This is a genomic window from Ruegeria sp. BG6 (assembly GCF_056538465.1).
On record NZ_JBQFTB010000007.1, the window covers coordinates 36,126 to 56,794 of the forward strand.

Annotated in this window: 20 protein-coding genes; 13 read left to right on the forward strand and 7 right to left on the reverse strand. The window is 55.1% G+C overall.

Annotation, left to right across the window (positions count from 1 at the left end):
• Positions 1–35 precede the first annotated feature (35 nt).
• From ACR0JW_RS13535 to ACR0JW_RS13555, 5 genes are all read right to left on the reverse strand, one after another.
• On the reverse strand, positions 36–1,058 hold the full coding sequence (locus ACR0JW_RS13535) for a DUF2955 domain-containing protein (RefSeq protein WP_170681750.1): 1,023 nt from the start codon (positions 1,056–1,058) through the stop codon (positions 36–38).
• A complete protein-coding gene (locus tag ACR0JW_RS13540; RefSeq protein ID WP_170681747.1) occupies positions 1,048–2,112 on the reverse strand; it encodes an HlyD family secretion protein in 1,065 nt (354 codons plus the stop codon). Before ACR0JW_RS13540 ends, ACR0JW_RS13535 begins: the two co-directional genes overlap by 11 nt.
• A complete protein-coding gene (locus tag ACR0JW_RS13545) occupies positions 2,109–3,188 on the reverse strand; it encodes an AI-2E family transporter (RefSeq protein WP_170612210.1) in 1,080 nt (359 codons plus the stop codon). Before ACR0JW_RS13545 ends, ACR0JW_RS13540 begins: the two co-directional genes overlap by 4 nt.
• Positions 3,189–3,355: 167 nt before the next feature.
• Complete coding sequence (locus ACR0JW_RS13550; RefSeq protein WP_170612208.1) at positions 3,356–3,682, reverse strand: potassium channel family protein; 327 nt, start codon at positions 3,680–3,682, stop codon at positions 3,356–3,358.
• Between the two features lie 487 nt (positions 3,683–4,169).
• Positions 4,170–4,643: a cupin domain-containing protein gene (locus ACR0JW_RS13555; protein ID WP_170681745.1), complete on the reverse strand. Its 474-nt coding sequence runs from the start codon at positions 4,641–4,643 to the stop codon at positions 4,170–4,172.
• Positions 4,644–4,729: 86 nt separating this feature from the next.
• Between ACR0JW_RS13555 and ACR0JW_RS13560 the strand changes: the two genes are divergently transcribed.
• Positions 4,730–5,308 (forward strand): TetR/AcrR family transcriptional regulator, encoded by a 579-nt coding sequence (locus ACR0JW_RS13560; protein ID WP_480714050.1) that lies wholly within the window; start codon positions 4,730–4,732, stop codon positions 5,306–5,308.
• Between the two features lie 112 nt (positions 5,309–5,420).
• Here the strand turns inward: ACR0JW_RS13560 and ACR0JW_RS13565 are convergent, their stop codons facing one another.
• Both ACR0JW_RS13565 and ACR0JW_RS13570 read right to left on the reverse strand, forming a co-directional pair.
• Positions 5,421–6,728, reverse strand: a complete 1,308-nt coding sequence (locus ACR0JW_RS13565; RefSeq protein WP_170681741.1) for a GH1 family beta-glucosidase — start codon at positions 6,726–6,728, stop codon at positions 5,421–5,423.
• Positions 6,725–7,762 carry a substrate-binding domain-containing protein gene (locus tag ACR0JW_RS13570; protein WP_170681739.1) on the reverse strand — a complete coding sequence of 346 codons (1,038 nt, stop codon included), beginning with the start codon at positions 7,760–7,762 and terminating at the stop codon, positions 6,725–6,727. The genes ACR0JW_RS13565 and ACR0JW_RS13570 overlap by 4 nt, the downstream gene beginning before the upstream one ends.
• A gap of 209 nt (positions 7,763–7,971) precedes the next feature.
• Here ACR0JW_RS13570 and ACR0JW_RS13575 point away from each other — a divergent pair, with 209 nt between their 5' ends.
• From ACR0JW_RS13575 to ACR0JW_RS13630, 12 genes are all read left to right on the forward strand, one after another.
• Positions 7,972–9,330 carry an ABC transporter substrate-binding protein gene (locus ACR0JW_RS13575; RefSeq protein ID WP_170619181.1) on the forward strand — a complete coding sequence of 453 codons (1,359 nt, stop codon included), beginning with the start codon at positions 7,972–7,974 and terminating at the stop codon, positions 9,328–9,330.
• Positions 9,331–9,385: 55 nt separating this feature from the next.
• Positions 9,386–10,393: a carbohydrate ABC transporter permease gene (locus ACR0JW_RS13580; RefSeq protein ID WP_170681737.1), complete on the forward strand. Its 1,008-nt coding sequence runs from the start codon at positions 9,386–9,388 to the stop codon at positions 10,391–10,393.
• Between the two features lie 3 nt (positions 10,394–10,396).
• Positions 10,397–11,545 carry a carbohydrate ABC transporter permease gene (locus ACR0JW_RS13585; RefSeq protein WP_170613678.1) on the forward strand — a complete coding sequence of 383 codons (1,149 nt, stop codon included), beginning with the start codon at positions 10,397–10,399 and terminating at the stop codon, positions 11,543–11,545.
• A 9-nt stretch (positions 11,546–11,554) separates the two neighbouring features.
• On the forward strand, positions 11,555–13,210 hold the full coding sequence (locus ACR0JW_RS13590; RefSeq protein ID WP_170681735.1) for an alpha-amylase family glycosyl hydrolase: 1,656 nt from the start codon (positions 11,555–11,557) through the stop codon (positions 13,208–13,210).
• A gap of 3 nt (positions 13,211–13,213) precedes the next feature.
• Entirely contained in the window at positions 13,214–14,293 is a 1,080-nt protein-coding gene (locus ACR0JW_RS13595; protein ID WP_170681733.1) for a sn-glycerol-3-phosphate ABC transporter ATP-binding protein UgpC, read from the forward strand.
• A gap of 172 nt (positions 14,294–14,465) precedes the next feature.
• Positions 14,466–14,594: a hypothetical protein gene (locus tag ACR0JW_RS13600; RefSeq protein ID WP_480714051.1), complete on the forward strand. Its 129-nt coding sequence runs from the start codon at positions 14,466–14,468 to the stop codon at positions 14,592–14,594.
• Positions 14,595–15,090: 496 nt separating this feature from the next.
• Positions 15,091–16,209 (forward strand): tyrosine-type recombinase/integrase, encoded by a 1,119-nt coding sequence (locus ACR0JW_RS13605; protein ID WP_480714052.1) that lies wholly within the window; start codon positions 15,091–15,093, stop codon positions 16,207–16,209.
• Positions 16,210–16,935: a hypothetical protein gene (locus ACR0JW_RS13610; RefSeq protein ID WP_480714053.1), complete on the forward strand. Its 726-nt coding sequence runs from the start codon at positions 16,210–16,212 to the stop codon at positions 16,933–16,935.
• 83 nt (positions 16,936–17,018) lie between these two features.
• Entirely contained in the window at positions 17,019–17,213 is a 195-nt protein-coding gene (locus tag ACR0JW_RS13615; protein WP_480714054.1) for a helix-turn-helix transcriptional regulator, read from the forward strand.
• A complete protein-coding gene (locus ACR0JW_RS13620) occupies positions 17,210–17,668 on the forward strand; it encodes a hypothetical protein (protein ID WP_480714055.1) in 459 nt (152 codons plus the stop codon). Before ACR0JW_RS13615 ends, ACR0JW_RS13620 begins: the two co-directional genes overlap by 4 nt.
• 192 nt (positions 17,669–17,860) lie before the next feature.
• Positions 17,861–19,768: a bifunctional DNA primase/polymerase gene (locus ACR0JW_RS13625; protein WP_480714056.1), complete on the forward strand. Its 1,908-nt coding sequence runs from the start codon at positions 17,861–17,863 to the stop codon at positions 19,766–19,768.
• A gap of 230 nt (positions 19,769–19,998) precedes the next feature.
• Positions 19,999–20,313 carry a hypothetical protein gene (locus ACR0JW_RS13630; RefSeq protein WP_480714057.1) on the forward strand — a complete coding sequence of 105 codons (315 nt, stop codon included), beginning with the start codon at positions 19,999–20,001 and terminating at the stop codon, positions 20,311–20,313.
• The last annotated feature ends 356 nt before the right edge of the window (positions 20,314–20,669 follow it).

Here is a 20,669-nt window from a genome sequence, read left to right on the forward strand (position 1 = left end):
CGCGGGCTTGTTGTCGGCCGTGACGCATGTTCCCGTCAGGCCGCGTTGTTTTGACTGGTCTGGCGTTGCTTTTCCGGCCAGAACTCATCCACCACGACGTAGGCCATGATCACAAAAAACGCAGCGCTGGCGACCTGCAGAACACGCGTGATGCTTTTGACGTCGGCCTCGTCTGAAAACGGTGCAATCGACCCGCCATACACGATCAATGCTGTTGTTATTGCAGACCCGGCAGCGGCAGCCAGTGGAACCTGAGATTTGCCGAGCGCCCCAAGCGTCAGACAAAAGAACAGACAGAGCAGTATTGGCGTCAGAATGACCGGGGCGATCACGTTGATTTCATAGCAGATGATCGACACCGCCGCTCCAAGCAGGTTTGCTGTCAGCATAGCCTTGGCAACGGTCTTCCCCGCCGCGGGCATCGCAGCCAGTTGCTGACTGAGAAGCGCCACAAAGAACAACACCAACAACGCCGACGCGCCGGACACGAAAAACGCCAAAGCAAACGGAACCGTGACAAGCGACATCCTGACGATCCGACGATGCGGGTCAAATTCAGGCGATGACGCTGCTTTTTTTTCAGCAGGCGTTGGGGGTTCAGCGGGGATCAGAACAAACATCAGTGTGGATACGAACCCCGCAAACAGAAGGTTCAGTGGGATCCAGAACACCAGCACCAAGGCCAAATCCTGCGATTGCAGTACAAGGTTCGGGATCATCAATGCCCCCATAAGGGCAATGACCCCGGGCAATACTCCCGCGCCTGACACCGACCACATGAACGACAGGATTATTCCGATCGCAACGAGGATCAGAAATACGACGGGATATGGCGCGAATACCGATGACAGCAGAAACGAAAGAAACATCAACCCGATCGAGAAGACAAACAGCTTTGCAAACGCCGCCAAAGGCAACGCGGCCGGTGCTTGAAGAAACAAGGCCGTGAACACGGCACCAACAACCGCAAGGGGCCAACCCAGGAACAGGCCCAACGAGAAGACGCCTGTTACCCCCAATGCAAGCCGGATGACCGAGTTTATGTCCTCAGTACGCATAAGACAGGATCGAAACCAAACGAATGTAGGTGCGGCCAACCACGTTCAGTATCGAGTTTTCGCTGAGATACATGATCACGTCCGCCTGCCCGTTGAGTTGAAAACGCAGGTCGTCCTCGGCGCTTCCAGCCTCATACCCGGGCAAAACGATCCGAACCGGGAACCGTTCCGGCTCGCGCAGAAAACCCTTGGTGCTTGGCGGGCTTGCCAATTGGCCGGGCTCATCACCACCGCTCAGGGAAACAGCCGCGCTGAAGCTTTCGATGACTCCCGGGACAATCTTGCCGGGATGCATGTCCAGCACCACGTCGACGGGTGAGCCTACAGACGCTCTGCCAAGGTTGTTTTCGGTAAAATACGCCTCGATCCAGACGTCGGTCGCATCCAGAAAGGTCAGCAGGTCCTGCCCGGAGCGCGCATATGTTCCGGGCGCGATCAGCAAGTTGGAGATCACACCTGTTGCCGGCGCGCGCAGCTCGGTCCATTCAAGATTAAGCTCTGCATCTGCCAGTGCCGCCAGTGCGCGCTGAATCTTGGGGTTTTCCACTCCCTCGCTGCCGAGCCTCTGCTTGGCTTTCTCCAGATCCGCTTTGGCGTTCTCGAAATTCGCCTCTGACTCTGCCAGTTGTCCTCGCGCGTCATCCGCTTTTGAAACCGCGATCAGTCCTTTCTTTTCAAGCGCAAAAACCCGCTCTGTCTGTATGCGCATCGTGTCGAGGTCACTTTGCGCCCTAGCCAGTTTGGCCTGTGCCGCACTCACCTCGGCCGAGGAAGCGCCCACTTCCTGTGTTGCAGCTTCCAGATCCGCTTCTGCCTTTGCGCGATCGATTTCATAGGGTCTGGCGTCAATCCGAACCAGCACGTCGCCGGCTGAGACGACCTGACCGTTTTCGACCAGAACTTCGGTCACCGTGCCAGTGACCTGCGGCACGATCTGCGTTGCCACGGCCTTGACTCTGGCATTTCCCGTAAACGGAGTTTTCCGGTCGGCAACCAGATACCACACAAGAAAAACAAGAATGACGGCAAGTGTCGTCCATATTGTTTTTCTCATTTTGCTGCTCCTTCAGCAGCGTCTTCCGTTTCGGGTGAGGCGTCGATCCAGACCTTGAACAGCTCGTAGAAGACAGCGAACAGAACCGGTCCCATGAAAATACCGATCAAGCCGTAGGCCATCATGCCACCGAGAACCCCAATCAGGATCACCAGCATTGGTGTCTCAAGACCTTTTGAAATGAATACCGGACGCAGGAAGCTGTCCATGATGGCGACAGGGATGGCCAATATGGTGAACACCAAAGCCGCACCACCGGACATCGAGCTCCATGCGTAGATAACCACAGGCAATAGCACCAGACCGGGCCCGATCTGAATGATGGACAGGATCAGGCAGATAAACGCCAGCGTCGCTGCGGAACCAATGCCAAACAGAACCAACAGCAACCACACGACGACAGCTTGAATCGCCGCCACTCCGATGACGCCCTTTGTGACATTTCGGATTGTTGCGCCCGCCAAAGTCACGAACTCACCCCCGCGTGGCGCAAACACGCGGTTGGCAAATCGCTGCAGACCCTGAACCAGGTTCGGGCCGGGGCTGAACAGGGCTCCCATGATCAAAACCGAAAGGGCCAGTCCCAAAAGCCCAATCCCGATACCCAGAACCTTACCAAAGAGGGATTTGGTCACTTCCAGGATTTGTGTGCCATATTTGGCCAGCGCACCGTCCAGGTTCCTTTCGAACATCCCCCAGACTTCGGCGATCTTGTTCCCGACCAGGGGCAGCTCTTTGAGGCCTTCAGGCGCCGGTGGGACTTTCAATTCACCGCTGTCCGCCTGTTCCGCAAACTCGCCTCCAAGCTCTGCTGCGCCCGATACTGCAGTTGCGACGGGCCCCAATGTCAGAACCAGACCCAGCAAAACCAGAATGGTTGCGGCCAGCGACTTGCGCCCGCCCAACTTGGACTGAAGCCAATCAAAAACCGGATAAAGCGCGACGCAGAGTATCGTCGCCCAGATCACCACGCTTGCCAGCGGCGCGATCATGACCAATGCGCTGTAAAGGAATAACCCAAGAAAAAGCAAGCGAATTGCCAGATCCACAATTCTTGCGTCTTGTGTCTTTTCCATACCGTCCCTCCATTATCCGTTTTCCAAACCTTACACTCAAAAAACGTGATATGTACATTTTTTCAAATTTTGCCGCTTGGTATGGGTTTGATGAAGCGTCAAAAAAACGAACTGCGGCTTTAGCACTGCAGTTGTTTTTTGAGCGCAGCGTCAGGGCTACGGTCGTTTCACTCGTCTGCTTTTTTGTCATCCTGAGACAGGATCGTGTCCGCAATCGTGGTTGCCGCAGTCACAAAGACACCCAGTCCGACAATGATATAGACCATGGTGAAAATCTTACCTAACGCGGTCTCGGGTGAGAAATCACCGAACCCCACAGTCGAAATCGTCACTACGGAAAAGTAGATGGAATCCAGCCAACTCCAGCCTTCTACATAGTGATAAAAAACAGACGCCCAAAGGATCATGCCTATGGTGAAGGCCAAAAGACTCTTTACCCTGCCGTCCTTCAAGGCGACGCCTATCCCGCGTGTTATTCTGGTTAGTGAGTTCATTACGCCCCCGCCCGCAAAATAAATTCATACATAACAGTATTGGAATGAAATACAAAATTTTGATGGGTATTGGCCTGTGACAGTTCAAAACATGCGTTCAGGTTCTTCCCAAACATGCCGCGAAGGCAATTTCCGCAATGGGCTCGGAATGGGTGTTCGTCAGGTTTTGGTAGTCAGCCAAATTTGACCGGATCCAATTGCATTCCAGTGATCGTTTAACCTTTGGTCCATATGGACAACGGTTCCGGCCAGCCGTGGTTTTCCTAAATGAGGCAGTTGGTCCGTTGGCGGTGGGCGTGTCGAGCCGTCAAAGTTGATTAGGACCGAGCATTCCGGATCACGTTCAGCGTGCACATAGTGCAGGTGACCTCTGCGAAGAGAGACAATTGACCTTCCGATCTTTCAGGCTGCTCGGAGTCCAATTCATCTGACCGATTTGAAACGGAGGCAGATGAAAGTCTGCCTCGCATTCCGCACTGCGCACCCGTTAGCTGGGGACTTCGGTGGGCACCAATATTGTCATTCCAGCCCTATCGGCTACTGCCATAATTGCCGGAATATCCGGTGGCCCATCCGGGGCAGGGATATCTATTGTTCCGTCGGGCATGGCTTCACCAGCTTCAGTGAAGAACGTGTCATGCATAGCGCCAGGGGCATTAATGCAGAGCAATCGACCGGGCCTCGCTCCGGTACATGTAAAGGCGTGAACGGCACCGTCCGGCACTTTTACAAAATCACCACTCCCTACGTTGTGGGTTTCGCCGTTCACAAGAAACTCGAATTCACCATCAAGCACATAGAAGCTCTCATCTTCACCGGCATGGTGGTTGGGCGGTGCGCCGGCCCCCGGCGCCGTTTTGATCTCGACAATAGTACATCGATTTCCTGTTTCGCTGGGAAAAGCATGGAATGTCAAAAGATTTCCAAGAAGATGATAAACCCGAGGGCGAGGTTCAGTCATTGCAGCTACTCCCTTTACTCGAAATCCAATACCATTATGATACATAAATCCACTTATGAGACAAGTGTATTATAAAAGGAGTTAACGTGGCGCGCCGAACAAACCAAATCAAACGAACTCGTGATGCGCTTCTGTCGGCCGCCCGTGAACTGATGTCGGAGGGACAGGAAGTGACGCTGGCAAAAGTGGCTGAACATGCCAAAATCAGTCGTGCGACGGTCTACCGGTACTTTTCCGATCCGGGCGTATTGGCTTTGGATGCGACTCTGGACATTGAAGTCAAACCAACGTCTGAGCTGCTTCAGGGGGTTCATGATGTCCGGGTTCGTGTGCACGCGGTGGCCCGGTACTATCTGGATTTCTCGCGCGAACATGAAGCCTATTTCCGGCAGTTTCTTGCGGAGTCTCTGAAAGCATCGCTGGAAAAAGGTACAACGAAAATGCGCGGCGCAAGAAGGGTTGCTGCCTTTGCCGAGGCGCTTGGTCCAGCACGGTCATTGATGAAGCCAGAAGAACTCGAAGACCTTGCACGGCGATTGTCTATGACGACCGGCATGGAGCAATTCATCATCCTTGAAGACATCCTGCGTGTTGACCAAAGAACAGGTTACCGCCTTCAAGAAGGGCTGGTTGACGCTCTTTTGAACCGATACTTACCGGAATAGAAAAGCTGGCATCAGATGACTGCTTTGTCCGCGATCCGGACATCGCGCGAATTTTGGCACAGGGTCGCATTTGGCGGGAGATGCTGTTGGATTTGGGTCCGAAAATGGGCCTTTATGACGCCAGCATCTCCTGCAGGGCGAAGTAGGAAGCCTTTGGTGTACGCTTCATCGTATCGAAATCCACATCAACCAGACCAAAGCGTTTTTCGTACCCCAAGGCCCATTCGTAATTGTCTAGCAGAGACCAAACAAAGTACCCCTTGACCGGAACATCCTGATTTAGGGCCTCCTGAACGGCGGCAAAGTGCTGATCCAGATAGCTGATACGATCATCGTCTTGTTGGCGCTCGGGGCTGGCCATGCCGTTTTCGGTCACATAGATCGGAAGGTCGCCAGTGTATTCTTGCGCTGTTCGGATCAGGAACCGGCTCAGCGCGGCTGGGTCGATTTCCCATCCCATTTGGGTCTTGGGCAAGGGCCCGGGGATTTCGGTCAGACCGGGCCAGGCGGTGTCCGCAGGGGCGATCAGTTTGCGGGTGTAGTAGTTCAACCCACACCAGTCGACAGGAGCGCCGATGATGTCGAAATCATCCTGCCAGCCGGGCGGAAGGTGGGGTGTCAGCCCTTCCAGCACATTTTGAGGATAGGCCTTGTTGAACACGCCACTCAGGAAGAACCGGTTATAGATTCCATCATAGAGATCAGCGGCCTGCCGCGCTTGCGGACTGTCATCGGCGGGTTCGGCCCATTCAAGGTTGAACACACCGCCCAGATTGGACATACCCAGTCCGCGCATTGCCTGAATCGCGTGGCCATGGGCCAGCAGGACGTGATGCATGGCTCGAGCCGTGGCCCGAATGTCCCGCAATCCCGGGGCGTGATGTCCTTCGAAATGGCTCAGCCAACTGACGCACCAAGGTTCATTGATGGGGGCAACGCTGTACATTCGGTCGCCGATCCGTCCCATGATGACCTCGGTGAAATCGGCAAACCAGCTGGCGATATCTCGGTTGCGCCAACCGCCCAGGTCAGCCAGAGCTGACGGCAGTTCCCAGTGATAAAGCGTCGCGCAAGGGCGGATGCCACGCTCCAGCAGCGCATCAGTCAGCCGGTCGTAATAGTCCAAACCCTCTTGATTGATCAGTCCGCGCCCCTCGGGCATCACGCGTGCCCAGCTGGTCGAGAAGCGATAGCAATCAAAACCTGCGTTGCGCACAAGATCGAAATCCTGTTCAAACCGGTTCAGGTGATCGCAGGCCCGATCCCCATTTTCCCCCCGCACGACGTTGCCGGGCGTCGCTGAAAAGGTATCCCAATGGGTGGACCCTGCTCCGCCTTGGGCGTGACCTTCGATTTGATAGGCCGACGTGGCGACCCCAAACAGGAAGTCAGACGGAAAATCGTTTCGCGTAAAGTTCATCGTCGGAACCTGTCGGGTGCAGGGCCGGTTGACTTGCCGACAACCAGCTCCGCCTCAAGCAATCTGGTTTTGACCGGGTCCTCAGGCGATTTGATCCGCTCGATAAGCATCTCGGCGGCCAGCTCTCCTGCGTGTCGCACTGAAGAGCGCGTGGCTGTGAAAATGGGGACGTCCTGCCCATTCTTTAAGTAAGAAAGGTCATCGTCATGAGCGATGACCGAGACATCCCGACCGATGCGGAGGCCCGCCTCGTCCAGCGCCCGCCGTACTCCGATCGCTGAAATCATCGATGACGCCAGAATGGCAGTCGGCGGTTCATCCAATTGCAGCATGTCGTGGGTTTCGCGGTGGCCGTAGACTTCGGTCATCTCGGCGCTTCGCATCAGTTGCGGGTCCGAGGTCAAGCCTGCCTGTTCCAAGGCCTGCTGGTACCCTGTACGGCGTCGTTGCGCGAAATCCATATCTTCAAGCCCGTTGATCAGGGCGATCCGGCGATGCCCTAAATCGATCAGGAACTGTGTGGCGCGCAGGAACGAGCTTTTGTTGTTTACGTCAATCCAGTCATATTCCACATCCGCCCCCGTCGAACGCCCATGCACGATGAACGGCACCGCCATCCGCGACAGCAGATCAATTCGGTGTTCTTTGACTTTGGGGCCCTGCAAAACGACGCCATCCACGGCACCGCGCTGAAACAAACTGCGATAAGCCCCTTCGATCGACGTATCATCAGCGGTGGTGAACATCATGTCATACCCATGCGCCGCGTATGTCCGAGCGGCACCAGCAACAAAGTCACCGAAGATCGGGTTCACCATCTCGTGCTGGGACGAACTGGGGATGACATGCCCGATCACCATGGATTTGCCGGTCGCCAACCCCTTGGCGCGGATGTTCGGGCGATAGCCATGTTTGGCAGCAGCAGCCTGAACGCGCATCCGGGTTTCCTCGCTCACTTCGGGGTAGCCGTTCAGAGCGCGGCTGACCGTTGTTTGCGAAAGGGCAAGAATTTCCGAGAGCTGCTTCAGGTTCATGATTGCTTCAAAGCGCCTTCAAGTTTTGGCTGCTACCTGTTGTGTGGTCAAATGCTCGTTCCGTCAACCCGTTTCAATCGGCCTTTTAAAAATTGATGATCTGCAACGTGAATGTTGACAGGCGAGAAATGTTAGCGGATAAACTGCTTATCCAAAGCGCTTTGGATACTGAGTCTCTGTGGCGCAAGGAACTGTTGGGAGGAAAATTCATGAGAAACGCGCTTTATGCAGGTGTGGCCACATTTGCTTTGCTGTCCGGAGGCGTCCAGGCGCAGGGCGAGATGATCCACGCCGTGGGCGAGGGCGGCTTTGACTGGGACGGCTTTCAGGCCTTTGCGGACGCCCATGACCTGGCCGGTCAGGACCTTACCATTTTCGGGCCGTGGCTTGCGGGCGAAGGGAAGTCATTCGAAAATCTGGTCGCCTATTTTGATGAAGCCACCGGAGCGAATTCCAGCTATGTCGGATCGGACTCGCTGGAGCAGCAGATCCTGATTGATGCGGCCGCTGGCTCCGCTCCGAACTTGACGGTTTTCCCTCAGCCGGGTCTCGCCGCGAACATGGCCAAGAACGGATACCTGACGCCGCTTGCCGAAGGGTCGGCGGACTGGATCAAGGACAATTTCGCTGCCGGCCAGTCCTGGGTCGATTTGGGAACCTTTGAAAACGCCGATGGCGCCAAAGATTTCTACGGCTTTTTCTTCAACGTCAATGTCAAGTCGCTGGTCTGGTACATACCGGAAAACTTCGAAGACTTCGGTTACGACGTCCCGCAGACCATGGAAGAGTTCAAGGCGCTGATGGATCAGATGGTCGAGGATGGCGAGACGCCGCTTTGCGTGGGGCTTGCATCCGGCGGTGCGACAGGGTGGCCCGCGACCGACTGGGTCGAGGACCTGATGTTGCGTACACAGCCGCCCGAAGTCTACGACCAGTGGGTCTCGAATGAGATGAAGTTCGATGATCCGCGTGTGATCGCGGCGATTGAGGAGTACGGCAGCTTTACCCGCAACGACGACTATGTCGTGGGCAACGCCGACGACACCGCCGCGATTGACTTCCGCGACAGCCCTAAGGGTCTGTTCGACAGCCCGCCTGCCTGCATGATGCACCGTCAGGCGTCGTTCATTCCCGCCTATTTTCCGGAAGGGACCGAATTGGGTGTAGATGCCGATTTCTTCTACTTCCCGGCCTATGCCGAGAAAGATCTGGGAACTCCGGTTCTGGGTGCGGGCACGTTGTTCACGATCACAAACCCGAACCCGGCGGCCGAGGTGTTCATGGAGTTCCTCAAAACGCCCTTCGCGCATGAGATCATGATGTCTCAGGACGGATTCCTGACGCCGCATCTGGGGGCAAATCCCGAGAACTACGCCAATGACACCCAGCGGGGACAGGGTGAAATCCTGACCAATGCAACCACGTTCCGCTTTGACGGGTCGGACCTGATGCCGGGCGCCGTCGGCGCGGGAACGTTCTGGACGGGTATGGTCGACTATTCCTCGGGTGCGAAGGACGCAGCCACAATTGCCGGAGAAATCCAGTCTTCGTGGGATGCTGCGAAGTAAGTGACGGCTGGGGCGGCCCTGACGCCGCCCCAATTTCCAAACCGACGAGGGCATCATGACACCGGCACTTCAGGGCCTGCTGACCATCGCCATCGGTGTGTCGGGTTGCGTGGGCTACTTCTACCTCTCCAACCAGTTTCTGGACAAAGTCCTGTTCCCGCCGCGCGGGCCCAACGCAGGGCGCAACATCAACCGGGCGAACATGATCCGGCCCTGGTTGTTCCTGTTCCCGGCACTTGCTGCGCTGGGCTTGTACCTGGCATACCCGGTGGTCGAGACGCTGCGCCTGTCGCTCACTGAACGCGTGCCCGGCGGTGGGTACAGATGGGTAGGCCTTGATAATTACATCCAGATGGCCAAAGAGCCGAAATTCTGGGAGGCCATGCGCAACAACATGTTCTGGCTGATCGTTGTGCCGGCCATGTCCACCGCTTTCGGCCTGCTGGTTGCACAACTGACCGACCGCATCCGATGGGGCAATTTTGCCAAATCGCTGATCTTTATGCCAATGGCGATTTCATTCGTCGGCGCTTCGGTGATCTGGAAACTCGTCTATGACGCGCGCCCGGCGGAACAGGACCAGATCGGCATCCTGAACGCGCTTTATATCTTCTTTGGCGGCACCGAACCGCAGACATGGCTGACGGTTCCGTTCTGGAACAGTTTCTTCCTGATGATTGTTCTGGTTTGGATTCAGACCGGGTTTGCCATGGTGATCCTGTCGGCCGCCCTTCGCGGCATCCCCGAAGAAACTGTCGAGGCCGCCATCCTGGATGGCGCGAACCCGTTTCAGATTTTTTTCAAGATCAAGGTGCCGCAGATCAAAACCACGATTCTGGTCGTCTGGACGACGATCACCATTACCGTGCTGAAAGTCTTCGACATCGTCTTTGCCATGACCAACGGCCAGTGGGAGACACAGGTTCTGGCCAACTACATGTATGACAAGCTGTTTCGCGCCAACGACTGGGGGGTGGGTTCGGCCTCGGCCATGGTGATCATGTTGCTGGTCACACCGATCCTGATCTGGAACGTGCGCAATGCGCGCAAGGAGTTGGAGTAGGCCATGAACGATATTGCAGGAACCAGACCAGCGCTGCGCTGGGTCGTTCATGCCTCGGTCGTCTTTCTGGTGGTCCTGTGGATCATTCCGACGCTTGGTCTTTTGATCTCATCCTTCCGGACGGCGGACCAGATTTCCAGCAGCGGCTGGTGGCGGTCACTCTTCCCGTCCGAGCAGAATCTGACCCTGCGCAGCGCGGCACCCGAAACGCAGGTGCTTGAGAATGAGCTTTACGTAATCCAGGGGCAGCTGTTTGGCGATGAAGAGCAAATCAGGATTTCAGGCTGGGGCATCAGCGCGCGCGAAATTGACGCCTTTGCCCCCGGTGAAACCGCCGAGCTGCGCGGAGGCGGCACAATCACAGTCGATGCAGACGGCAACTATCGGATGGAGAATACCGAAGAATTCAGCGGCAAGCGCGGCGCGCGTGTATTTGTGACGGCTGAATTGCCGCCCGAGTTCACGTTGGATAACTACAAAAAAGTTCTGTTGGACCAAAGCAGTACGGACAGTATGGCCAAGGCGTTCTTCAACACGCTGACGGTCACAATCCCAGCGACGATCATTCCAATCCTTGTTGCAGCCTTTGCAGCTTATGCCCTGGCGTGGATGGAGTTTCCGGGCCGGGCCTTGCTGATCGCCGCTGTGGTTGGCCTGTTGGTGGTTCCGTTGCAACTGGCGTTGATTCCGCTGTTGAAATTCCACCTGAGTATCGGGGTTGGGAAAGGTTATCTGGGCGTTTGGTTGGCGCATACGGGCTTTGGCATGCCGCTGGCGATCTACCTTCTGCGCAACTACATGGCTGGATTGCCGCGTGATCTGATCGAGAATGCGCGGGTCGACGGGGCGACCGAGTTCCAGATCTTCACCAAGCTGATCCTGCCGCTCAGCTTCCCGGCGCTCGCGTCCTTCGCAATCTTCCAGTTCTTGTGGACGTGGAACGATCTTCTGGTGGCCAAGGTCTTCCTGATCGACGCAACCGGCCAGACCACGGTGATGACCAACCGCATTGTAGAGCTTTTGGGCACCCGTGGCGGCAACTGGGAAATTCTGGCGACCGCAGCCTTTGTGTCGATCTTTGTGCCATTGGTCGTTTTCTTCGCAATGCAAAAATACCTGGTCCGGGGCCTGCTGGCCGGGTCCGTTAAATAGAGGCGTCTGATGAACGTGCAGAACACTGTGGAACTTTCCAAATCAACAAAGGCCACGTCAGACTGGTGGCGCGGCGGAGTGATCTATCAGATCTATCCGCGCAGTTTTCAGGACAGCAATGGCGACGGCATCGGAGACCTGAAAGGTATCACCCGGCGTCTGGATTACATCGCTTCGCTAGGTGTTGACGCGATCTGGATTTCGCCCTTCTTCAAATCTCCGATGAAGGATTTCGGCTATGACGTCAGCGATTACCGCGACGTTGATCCGATGTTCGGGTCATTGCAGGATTTTCGCGAACTGCTCGATCAGGCCCATGCCAAGGGGCTGAAAGTGATGATCGATCTGGTGCTTTCACACACATCAGATCAGCACCCGTGGTTCATCGAAAGCCGTGCCAGCCGGGAAAGCCCGAAATCCGAGTGGTATGTTTGGGCCGATCCGAAGCCGGACGGCACACCGCCCAACAACTGGTTGTCGATCTTTGGTGGTTCAGCGTGGCAGTGGGACCCGCGCCGCTTGCAATATTATTTGCACAATTTCCTGACGTCGCAGCCGGACCTGAACTTCCACAATGCGGACGTGCAGAACGCCTTGCTGGATGTTGCCCGGTTCTGGCTTGAGATGGGCGTGGACGGCTTCCGTCTGGACACGATCAATTTCTACTTCCACGACAAACAGTTGCGCGACAACCCGGCGCTTCCGATCGAAGAGCGCAACGCGTCAATCGCGCCAGCGGTGAACCCCTATAACCACCAAAACCACCTGTATTCCAAAAGTCGGCCTGAAAACATTGCCTTCCTTGAACGCTTGCGGGCGCTGACAGACGAATATGATGGTCGCGCCTGCCTGGGCGAGGTCGGCGACGCGCAGCGTGGGTTGGAAATCATGGGTGAGTACACGTCCGGCGACAAGCGGATGCACATGTGCTACGCCTTTGAGTTTCTCGAAAAACGCGCACTGTCGGCTGATTATGCGAAACAGGTTTTTGATCAGCTACAGGCCAAAGCCGGGAATGCGTGGCCGTGCTGGGCGTTCTCGAACCACGACGTGCCTCGCCACGCCTCGCGCTGGGGCCTGGACGATGCGGCCATTCGACAGCACGCAGTCTTGATGATGTGCCTGCGCGGTTCCGCTTGTCTGTATCAGGGTGAGGAGCTGGGCCTGCAAGAGGCCGATGTTCCGTTTGAAAAACTGCAAGACCCTTACGGCATCGAGTTCTGGCCCGAATTCAAGGGCCGGGATGGCTGCCGTACGCCGATGGTCTGGACGGCGCAAGACGAACAGTCGGGCTTCAGTACGGGTGAGCCGTGGCTACCGGTCAGTACCTTGCAATCCGAACTGGCCGTGGATCGGCTGGAGGTGGACGACCAATCGATGCTCCACCATTATCGCCGCGCAATTGCGTTGCGCCATGCTCATCCTGCGCTCGCCTCGGGTACGCAATCCGATATGAAACAGGTCGGTCCGGCCCTGACGTTCTACCGCGAAGACGCTTCTGAAACGGTGTATTGCGCATTCAACCTTGGAACAGAAGCAAGACAGATCGACCTGCCTGAGGGCAACTGGCGGGTCATCGGGAAAGACCTGGGGGGTGTTGATGGCGAACGCGTCGTGACGCTGCAACCTTCGCAATTCTGCCTGATGGTTAAGGACAAGGGGTAAACCATGTCGGAACTCAAGCTTACAGATGTGGCGAAGTCCTATGGTCCCGTCGATGTACTGAAGCATATCGATCTGGACATCGAGAAAGGCGAGTTGATCGTCTTCGTCGGCCCTTCGGGGTGCGGCAAATCTACCTTGTTGCGTATGATTGCCGGGTTGGAAAAGATTACTGGAGGAACGCTGGAAATCGAAGGGCAGATCATGAACGATGTGCCGCCCGCCCAGCGAGGCATCGCGATGGTGTTTCAGTCCTACGCGCTCTATCCACATCTGACCGTGCGCGAGAACATGGCGTTTGCGCTCAAGATCGCCAAGATGCCCGCCGCCGAGATCGATGCTGCCGTTGAACGCGCCGCTCAGACCCTTCAGCTGGACCCGCTTCTGGATCGACTGCCCAAGGCCCTGTCCGGAGGTCAGCGCCAGCGTGTCGCCATCGGGCGGGCCATTGTACGGGACCCGAAGGTCTATCTGTTCGACGAGCCGCTCTCAAATCTTGACGCTGCGTTGCGCGTTGCAACCCGTATCGAGATCGCGCGACTGAAAGAGGCAATGCCCGACAGCACCATGATCTACGTGACCCATGATCAGGTCGAAGCGATGACCCTGGCCAGTCGGATCGTGGTTCTGGCCAACAAGGGCATTGCGCAGGTGGGCACACCGCTGGAACTGTACGAAACACCGGACAACGAATTCGTGGCGCAGTTTATCGGCTCGCCGTCCATGAACTTGATGCCCGGCAAAATATCCGGGACCGGGGCACAGACATCGGTCAAACTTGACGCGGGCGGCACGGCAGTTTCATCCATTCCAACCAATCCCGATCAATTGGGTCTGCCGGTAAACGTTGGCGTACGCCCCGAGGACTTTTTCGCCGACGAAGCCTCTGGGTTTCTCGACGGCAATGTCGATTTCATCGAAGCCTTGGGAGAAGTCACCCTGCTGTATTTGGCCAGCAGGGCAGGGGCCGAAGGCATCGTCGCCAAGTTTCCGGGTGTCGAACGAAGTCTGCGTGGACAAAATGTCAAACTGAACGCTGATCCGGGCAAGGTGCATCTATTTCACAATGGCCTGTCTTTGCGGTGATGACCTCAGATTTGCCCAATCAGGTTTGAGAGTCTTTCCGCTCGATACAATTTGTCCAACGCCGGAAATCGAGGCGTCGCCCGCTTCTTAAGCATGCCCTCGGTGATTTCGGCCTTCAGAGAGTCACGGTTCGTGGGGTCTTTGCCAAATTGCCTTGCCGAAAGACACGCCGATGAACATGCAAGGAGTTGCGCCTATTCTGATCGTGATTGTCGCACTTCAAGTTCGGCAGGCCGCCGTTGCAATCACGGCGGGTACGTCGTTCAAAGATAGGTATTTCACGCTATGGGTTGATCTTTAAGTCTGGTTGGAATCTCACTGCTCGCCTGTCGTCAAGCGCTCTTTCACGGACACTGTTCGGAATGGCCTCATCTGACCAACTCAAACGAAACCCTTGGCAATGGAACACCATTGCAATTCTTCCATCCCTTGACCGATGCGCCAGCGGTCCAACGTCGCGCGCGGGTGAGTTTACAACTGGGTACAGGCCGCTCCTATCACCCTTCCAAGTTGGACCGATATTCTAGCCAAGCGTTTTATCAGCGTTGCACTGATTACCGCCATAAAAACAGGTTGATGGCGGAGACGAAGTCCGACGTACTTAGATTTCACAGGGTATCTGCGAGTGTCATAACACACTGAAAACCTGAATTTTCTCGACAAATTGAGTTTCTGAATGTTTCTTGTTGCTTCCCCACTTTTCAAATGTTCGGTGGGTCTGTTAGGTGGGTGTCACTTGCACAGGAACATCTAAATTGCCCAAAGTAGTTCGCAACCAACTCACATTTCAACGCGTAATGCGAGAGAAGAAACCAGGCCGCCATGCAGATGGTCGCGGTCTCTATTTGGTCGTTTCACAGCATGGCTCCCGGTGGTGGCAATGGCGCGGTACGGTTAACGGCCGCCGGCGTGAGATTGGTATGGGATCAGTCTTTACATTGTCTCTTGCTGATGCTCGAGAAAAAGCTGCTGAATGGCACCAGATCGCACGCACAGGTGGCGATCCAGCTCAACATCGTGATCGCCAACACGGATCGTCCACTACCTTTGAGGAAGCCTGCCGACAAGTTTGGGCGGATCAAGTGGACGGTGTAGCCCGAAACGACAAGCACCGAAAACAGTGGATCAGCTCGTTGGAAACCTACGCGTTTCCCTCGCTCGGCAGCCAACCAATTGCTACCGTTACGCAGGCCGATTTTCTTGGTGTCATCGCCAAAATCTGGACACAGAAGCCTGAGACAGCTCGGCGGTTGAAACAACGAATGAAAACCGTGATGGATTGGGCACGCGCTTCAGGTCTTTTTGAAGGCGTAAATCCTCTAGAAGGTATAGAGAAAGCGCTGCCAAAGCAGCGCGATCGTGTAAGACACTTTCCTGCGGTTCCTTGGCGGGAGCTTCCCGAACTAATGAGGCGCATCGAGGATGTCGAAGGAGCCGGCGCAATTGCACTAAGATTTCTCATACTGACATGCTCTCGCTCCGGCGAGGTGCGCGGAGCAACTTGGTCGGAGATCGACTTAGAGGCAGGGATCTGGACAGTTCCCGAAGCGCGCATGAAAGCTGGGCGAGTTCATCGTGTACCTCTGGCGCCAGCAGCGTTGGCATTAGTTGAAGCGATGCCACGAGTGGACGACTTTATTTTCGCAAGCCAAAGAAAAGGACGCCCGCTGTCAGATATGACCCTATCGGCAGTGCTCCGGCGATTGAAGGTAAACGCGACCGTTCATGGGTTCCGTAGTAGCTTTCGCGACTGGGCTGAAGAAGCTGTCAGCTTTCCACATGAGGTCAAGGAAGCCGCGTTGGCGCATTCCGTTCGAAACAGGGTCGAAGCAGCGTATCGGAGAACTGATCTTTTCGAGAAGCGACGAGAGATGATGCTGGAGTGGGATCGATACCTTTTAGGAGATAAACAGTAGATGGTTGTTGGGCTTACCAAATCTCAAGAGGAATTTTTAATTGCGCACCCCGTTGCTGATGAGATTGCAGCATTTATCGGCTTCGATCTCGAAGCTCTGCGAGCAGCTACTCCACCATTCCCTAAGGGCAGCTCCGAAGATCAGTTTGTTGCGCGGCTGGCTTCCTACGTCTTGGCAGCGCACGGCGGTCATATCAGTGATATTCCGTTAGGCGATTTTGACGCACGAGTAGCGGCAACGGCTTTAGAGCACGCCGATGGTAGACGCGCTAAGGAGGCCGGTGCCGAAAAGCTGTCGAAAGCAATTTCTGAGTACAAGGAGCTGATTGAGGAACTCGAAAACCTTTCTTCAAATATTGATGCTCACAGCCGCGAGTTTGGAGAAAAATTGGAACTGCGCTCAGAGGTTAGCGTATTGCAGGATACTCTCAGTCTCCTAGAACCAATCGAACGAAAACTGCAGGGCGTGCTTTGGCCTGGTCCACAACAAGCCGGGAGGGGCCGTCCTAAGAGCAGCCGACATTATCAGCTTTTGGTACAGCGCGCAGTCGATACAGCAATTGGCTATAATATCCCTGTAACAGCCAGCCGAGATCCCGACGGCCGCCCGAACTGCCGCTTTACAATGTTTCTCAACGGGTTAACAGATGCGTTTGACCTTCCCGTCGGGTTTCGGGTGCTGGCAGAAATGGCTCTGTCAGAAAAAGACCCTGACCTCCGGATTTAGCGCCTTAGACCGCAGGAACTGACATCTCTAGGTGTTTTAGGGGGAGCCAAGAAGCGCCCAGAAACATCGAAAGGCATCAGTTCATGCAGGACACACCAATACTTATTGACACAAATCGAGGATGCGAACTCCTCAGTATATCGCGTCCGACGTGGTGGCGTTGGCTTCGCGACGGACGGCTGCCCGAGCCAATCAGGGTTGGTCGAATGGTTCGGTGGCGGCTCGATGAAATCGAAGCACTTGTGGATCACCTATCGGATGAAAGGAACGAGCAATGACGTATGCGCCGACGGCACAATCCTTTCGTGCTTTCTTGCGGGAAAACGCCGCTCAATTTTCGGATAGTTTCATAGACGCCGGAATTTTTGAGCATGATCCGTTCCTAGGGTCGCATCAGCAAATCAATAGCCCCAGGACTCTCTCTTCAATTCGTGAATTGATGATCGATTTCTTTGAGGGGGACTGCCGAAGAAGAACGTATCTCCTTGACGGCAAATCTGCTCAAGGACTTCCAACTTGGGATTATCGTTCATCTTGCTATCGGCGTTGCTATATTTCCTTTTTCTTATGCGAAAGCGGCGCGCTAAAGTGGAAGGTCATTTGGACGCCAGGGGAACTCGCAGTCGAGGAAGAGATCCCGCTAATCAGCCTGACCTTCCGGAAGGGTCTTTACGATTGGGCTCATGCAACGAGTTCGGGTTCACTGCTAGGTGCCCCGGAGAACCCGCAATGATCGAGATCAGATTTGTTCTGGCTGAATGCATGAGGCTTTCTGACTCACGTAGCCCCAAAATTCGAGGGGGCGAGCAACTGCTCGCCCAATAAAATCTAATCAACAATCTCCCAGACACGCCTCGCGACCGGAAAGATCTCCTGAAGCATAATGCTTGGTCCGAGATCGCCTAAACAGGGTTTGAGTAAGACGATGAAAACGGTGCTACAGAATGCGCCGCTCTCTCCTAACGGGACAGCGGCGGTAAACTACGCGCGCAAAAACTTGCATGTATTCCCGTGCCGCCCGGGACGAAAGGAACCAATTCCTCAGAGCGGATACAAAGCAGCGACGACCAACCTCGATCAAATACGTGCGTGGTGGACCGCCTATCCAGACGCGAACATAGCGCTGTCACTGGAGGCCTCTGGGCTCGTCGCTCTCGATGCCGACATCTACAAAGAAGACTGCCAGTTTGATGAGTGGATTAAGACTAAGGAGATCCCTCATACATTTAAGCAAACTAGCGCTCGAGGCGGTACACACTGGATATTCAAGGCACGACCGGAGGAGCGCTTCATCGCCTCGCCATGCCTCGGTGTAGACATAAAGCATCGTGGCTACATTCTGCTTGAGCCGTCGACTTTCGATGGCGGATCCTACCGCATCGTATCCGACGCAGAGCCGGCGCCAGCCCCGGAATGGTTGCCACGACGGCATAACCTCGCACCTGTATCAAGCTCGCTCTGCACAGCACTGAGTCTGGGCCCTCAACTAATTGGTGGCGAGAATGAGCGCGTACGCATTCTAACTGCGCTTAGCCGCGCGTCGAACGATCTCGATCGCGACGAATGGGTGCGTCTTTGTCTTGCAATCAAAGGGGCCATTAACGATGGCGCAACGCGTACCGCCTTTTTAGATTTCTCGGCTCGTTGGAACGGTGACATCAATCCGAGTGCCGCTGCGCGGCTTTGGGATACTGCTCAACCAGACGGCTCTGTTGGTTTAGGCACTGCGTTCCAGCTGCTCCGTGACAACGGGTGCCAGTCAACAGCGGCATCGTCTCCTTCAACCATCTCGACACTCCTCCCCAGTGGGAGCTCCGCATCCGATCCGTTCAGTAGCAAAAGGTATCGCCTGCTGAACTCTAAGTCATTCATTGAGGGTTTCACGTCGCCCGATTACACGCTTGATGGTATCCTGCGCCGAGGTTGGCTTTATACTTTAACCGCGCCGACAGGCAGCGGAAAAACGGCCGTAACAATGCGTATTTCTGAAGCGGTCGGTCTAGGTGAATCGTTACTCGACATCGACATAGCACAAGGTGCCGTATTGTATCTGGCGGGCGAAAACCCCGACGATGTGAGATCACGCTTCATCGCCAGCCTCGCTGAAAGGGGCATTGACCCAAACGATACACCGATTTTTTTCGTCGATGGAGTTTTCTCAATCCGTGAAAACCTTTCGCAGCTGGCGGCTGACCTCGAGGCTGGAGGGATTGAGCTCGCACTCGTTGTCGTAGACACGCTGGCTGCTTACTTCGACGGAGACGATTTAAACAATAACGCACAACAGCAGCATTTCGCCACAACGGTGTTGCGCAGCCTAACGCGCCTTCCAGGCAATCCAACAGTCATCGTTCCCTCGCATCCGGTGAAGAATGCGAGCAAATCGAATCTCGTACCAATGGGCGGCTCCGCACTGCTCAACCAAGTTGATGGAAACCTGACCGCATGGCGAACTGACACGACCATCACGGTGCATTGGCAGGGCAAGTTTAGAGGTGCTCCATTTGAGCCCATGCACTTCGAATTAGTTAGCTGTACATGCGACCAGCTAATTGATTCTAAGGGTCGCCATATGCCGACTGTGCACGCTCGACCATTAACGATGCAGCGCGGAATGGCTTTGGCAAACGAAACAGTGCAGCGAGAAAACCGCGTACTGGAGATCATAGCTACCAACCCCAAAGTCTCTGAGCGCGCTCTCGCACAAGAGCTCGGGATCAGCCCGTCGACCGCCAACCGCATCAAGTCTCGTTTATTCGAGCGGAAATGGATCAAAGCCGAAGGACGCGATCTAGTGCTAACAACGGACGGAGCAAAAGTCATTGCAACGTGAAATATGCTCCGTGATTGCTCCGCGCGTATCGCTCGCTCCTCGAGGAGCAAAAAAACGGAGCAATGGAGCAATGTCTGATAAAATCACGTAAATTCATGTACTTGAGGAATGTGCGACGGAGCGCTTAACGGAGCAATGTACATTCCCTACTCCGTCCCCCCGTTCTTTAGAACGGGGGCGGAGGGAGCAAGAGCAACACATATGCAGCATCAATACGAAAGGTAAGTTAGATGCATACAACGACTTCAAGTGAACAGGGCTACGGCCTCGTAGGCCTGTGCTTTGTAATCTTCGGCAACGAAACAACTGAGCAAGGAAGACCCAAGATCAAGCAACAAGGTATAATAAGGGCTTACATCCCCGGTGATCGCGTACTAGTGCAATTCTTCGACTGGGTAATCGGTGAAGACTCCTCAATGGCTATTTATCCGATGGTCGATCTCGAGGGCACTCCCTCCCGTGGATCTGGTGATTGGGAGCTCTTCGAGGATCGGGAGCATTTGCAACACTGGATGCAATACGGATCTGGGCAAGGGTTCGTATGATGTACGAAGCGTTTGAAGGGTCGGACTCTAGCTGCACTGAGTGCTCTTTCCGTGAGGGGCGGGTCTAAAGATCAGCAGCAAGAGAAAACAACCGCGTGGGATAGACAGATTTTCGCTTGGTAGAAATTCGAAGTCAGCTAATTCCACGGATCGGCCAGAAACTGACTAAGGCAAGCTTTGAGACCGGTGGAGCCAAGGTCCGCTTTGCATGCCAAAGCGGTCATCTGACAGAAAGACTCAGATGACCGTATCGAGCCCATAGCTGACGCTTTAGTAATTGCCGGAACAGGTGAATTACGCGGACATTTATGAAGACATTCGCTGCTTGTTGTCACTTCACAGCAAAGCGGGACAAA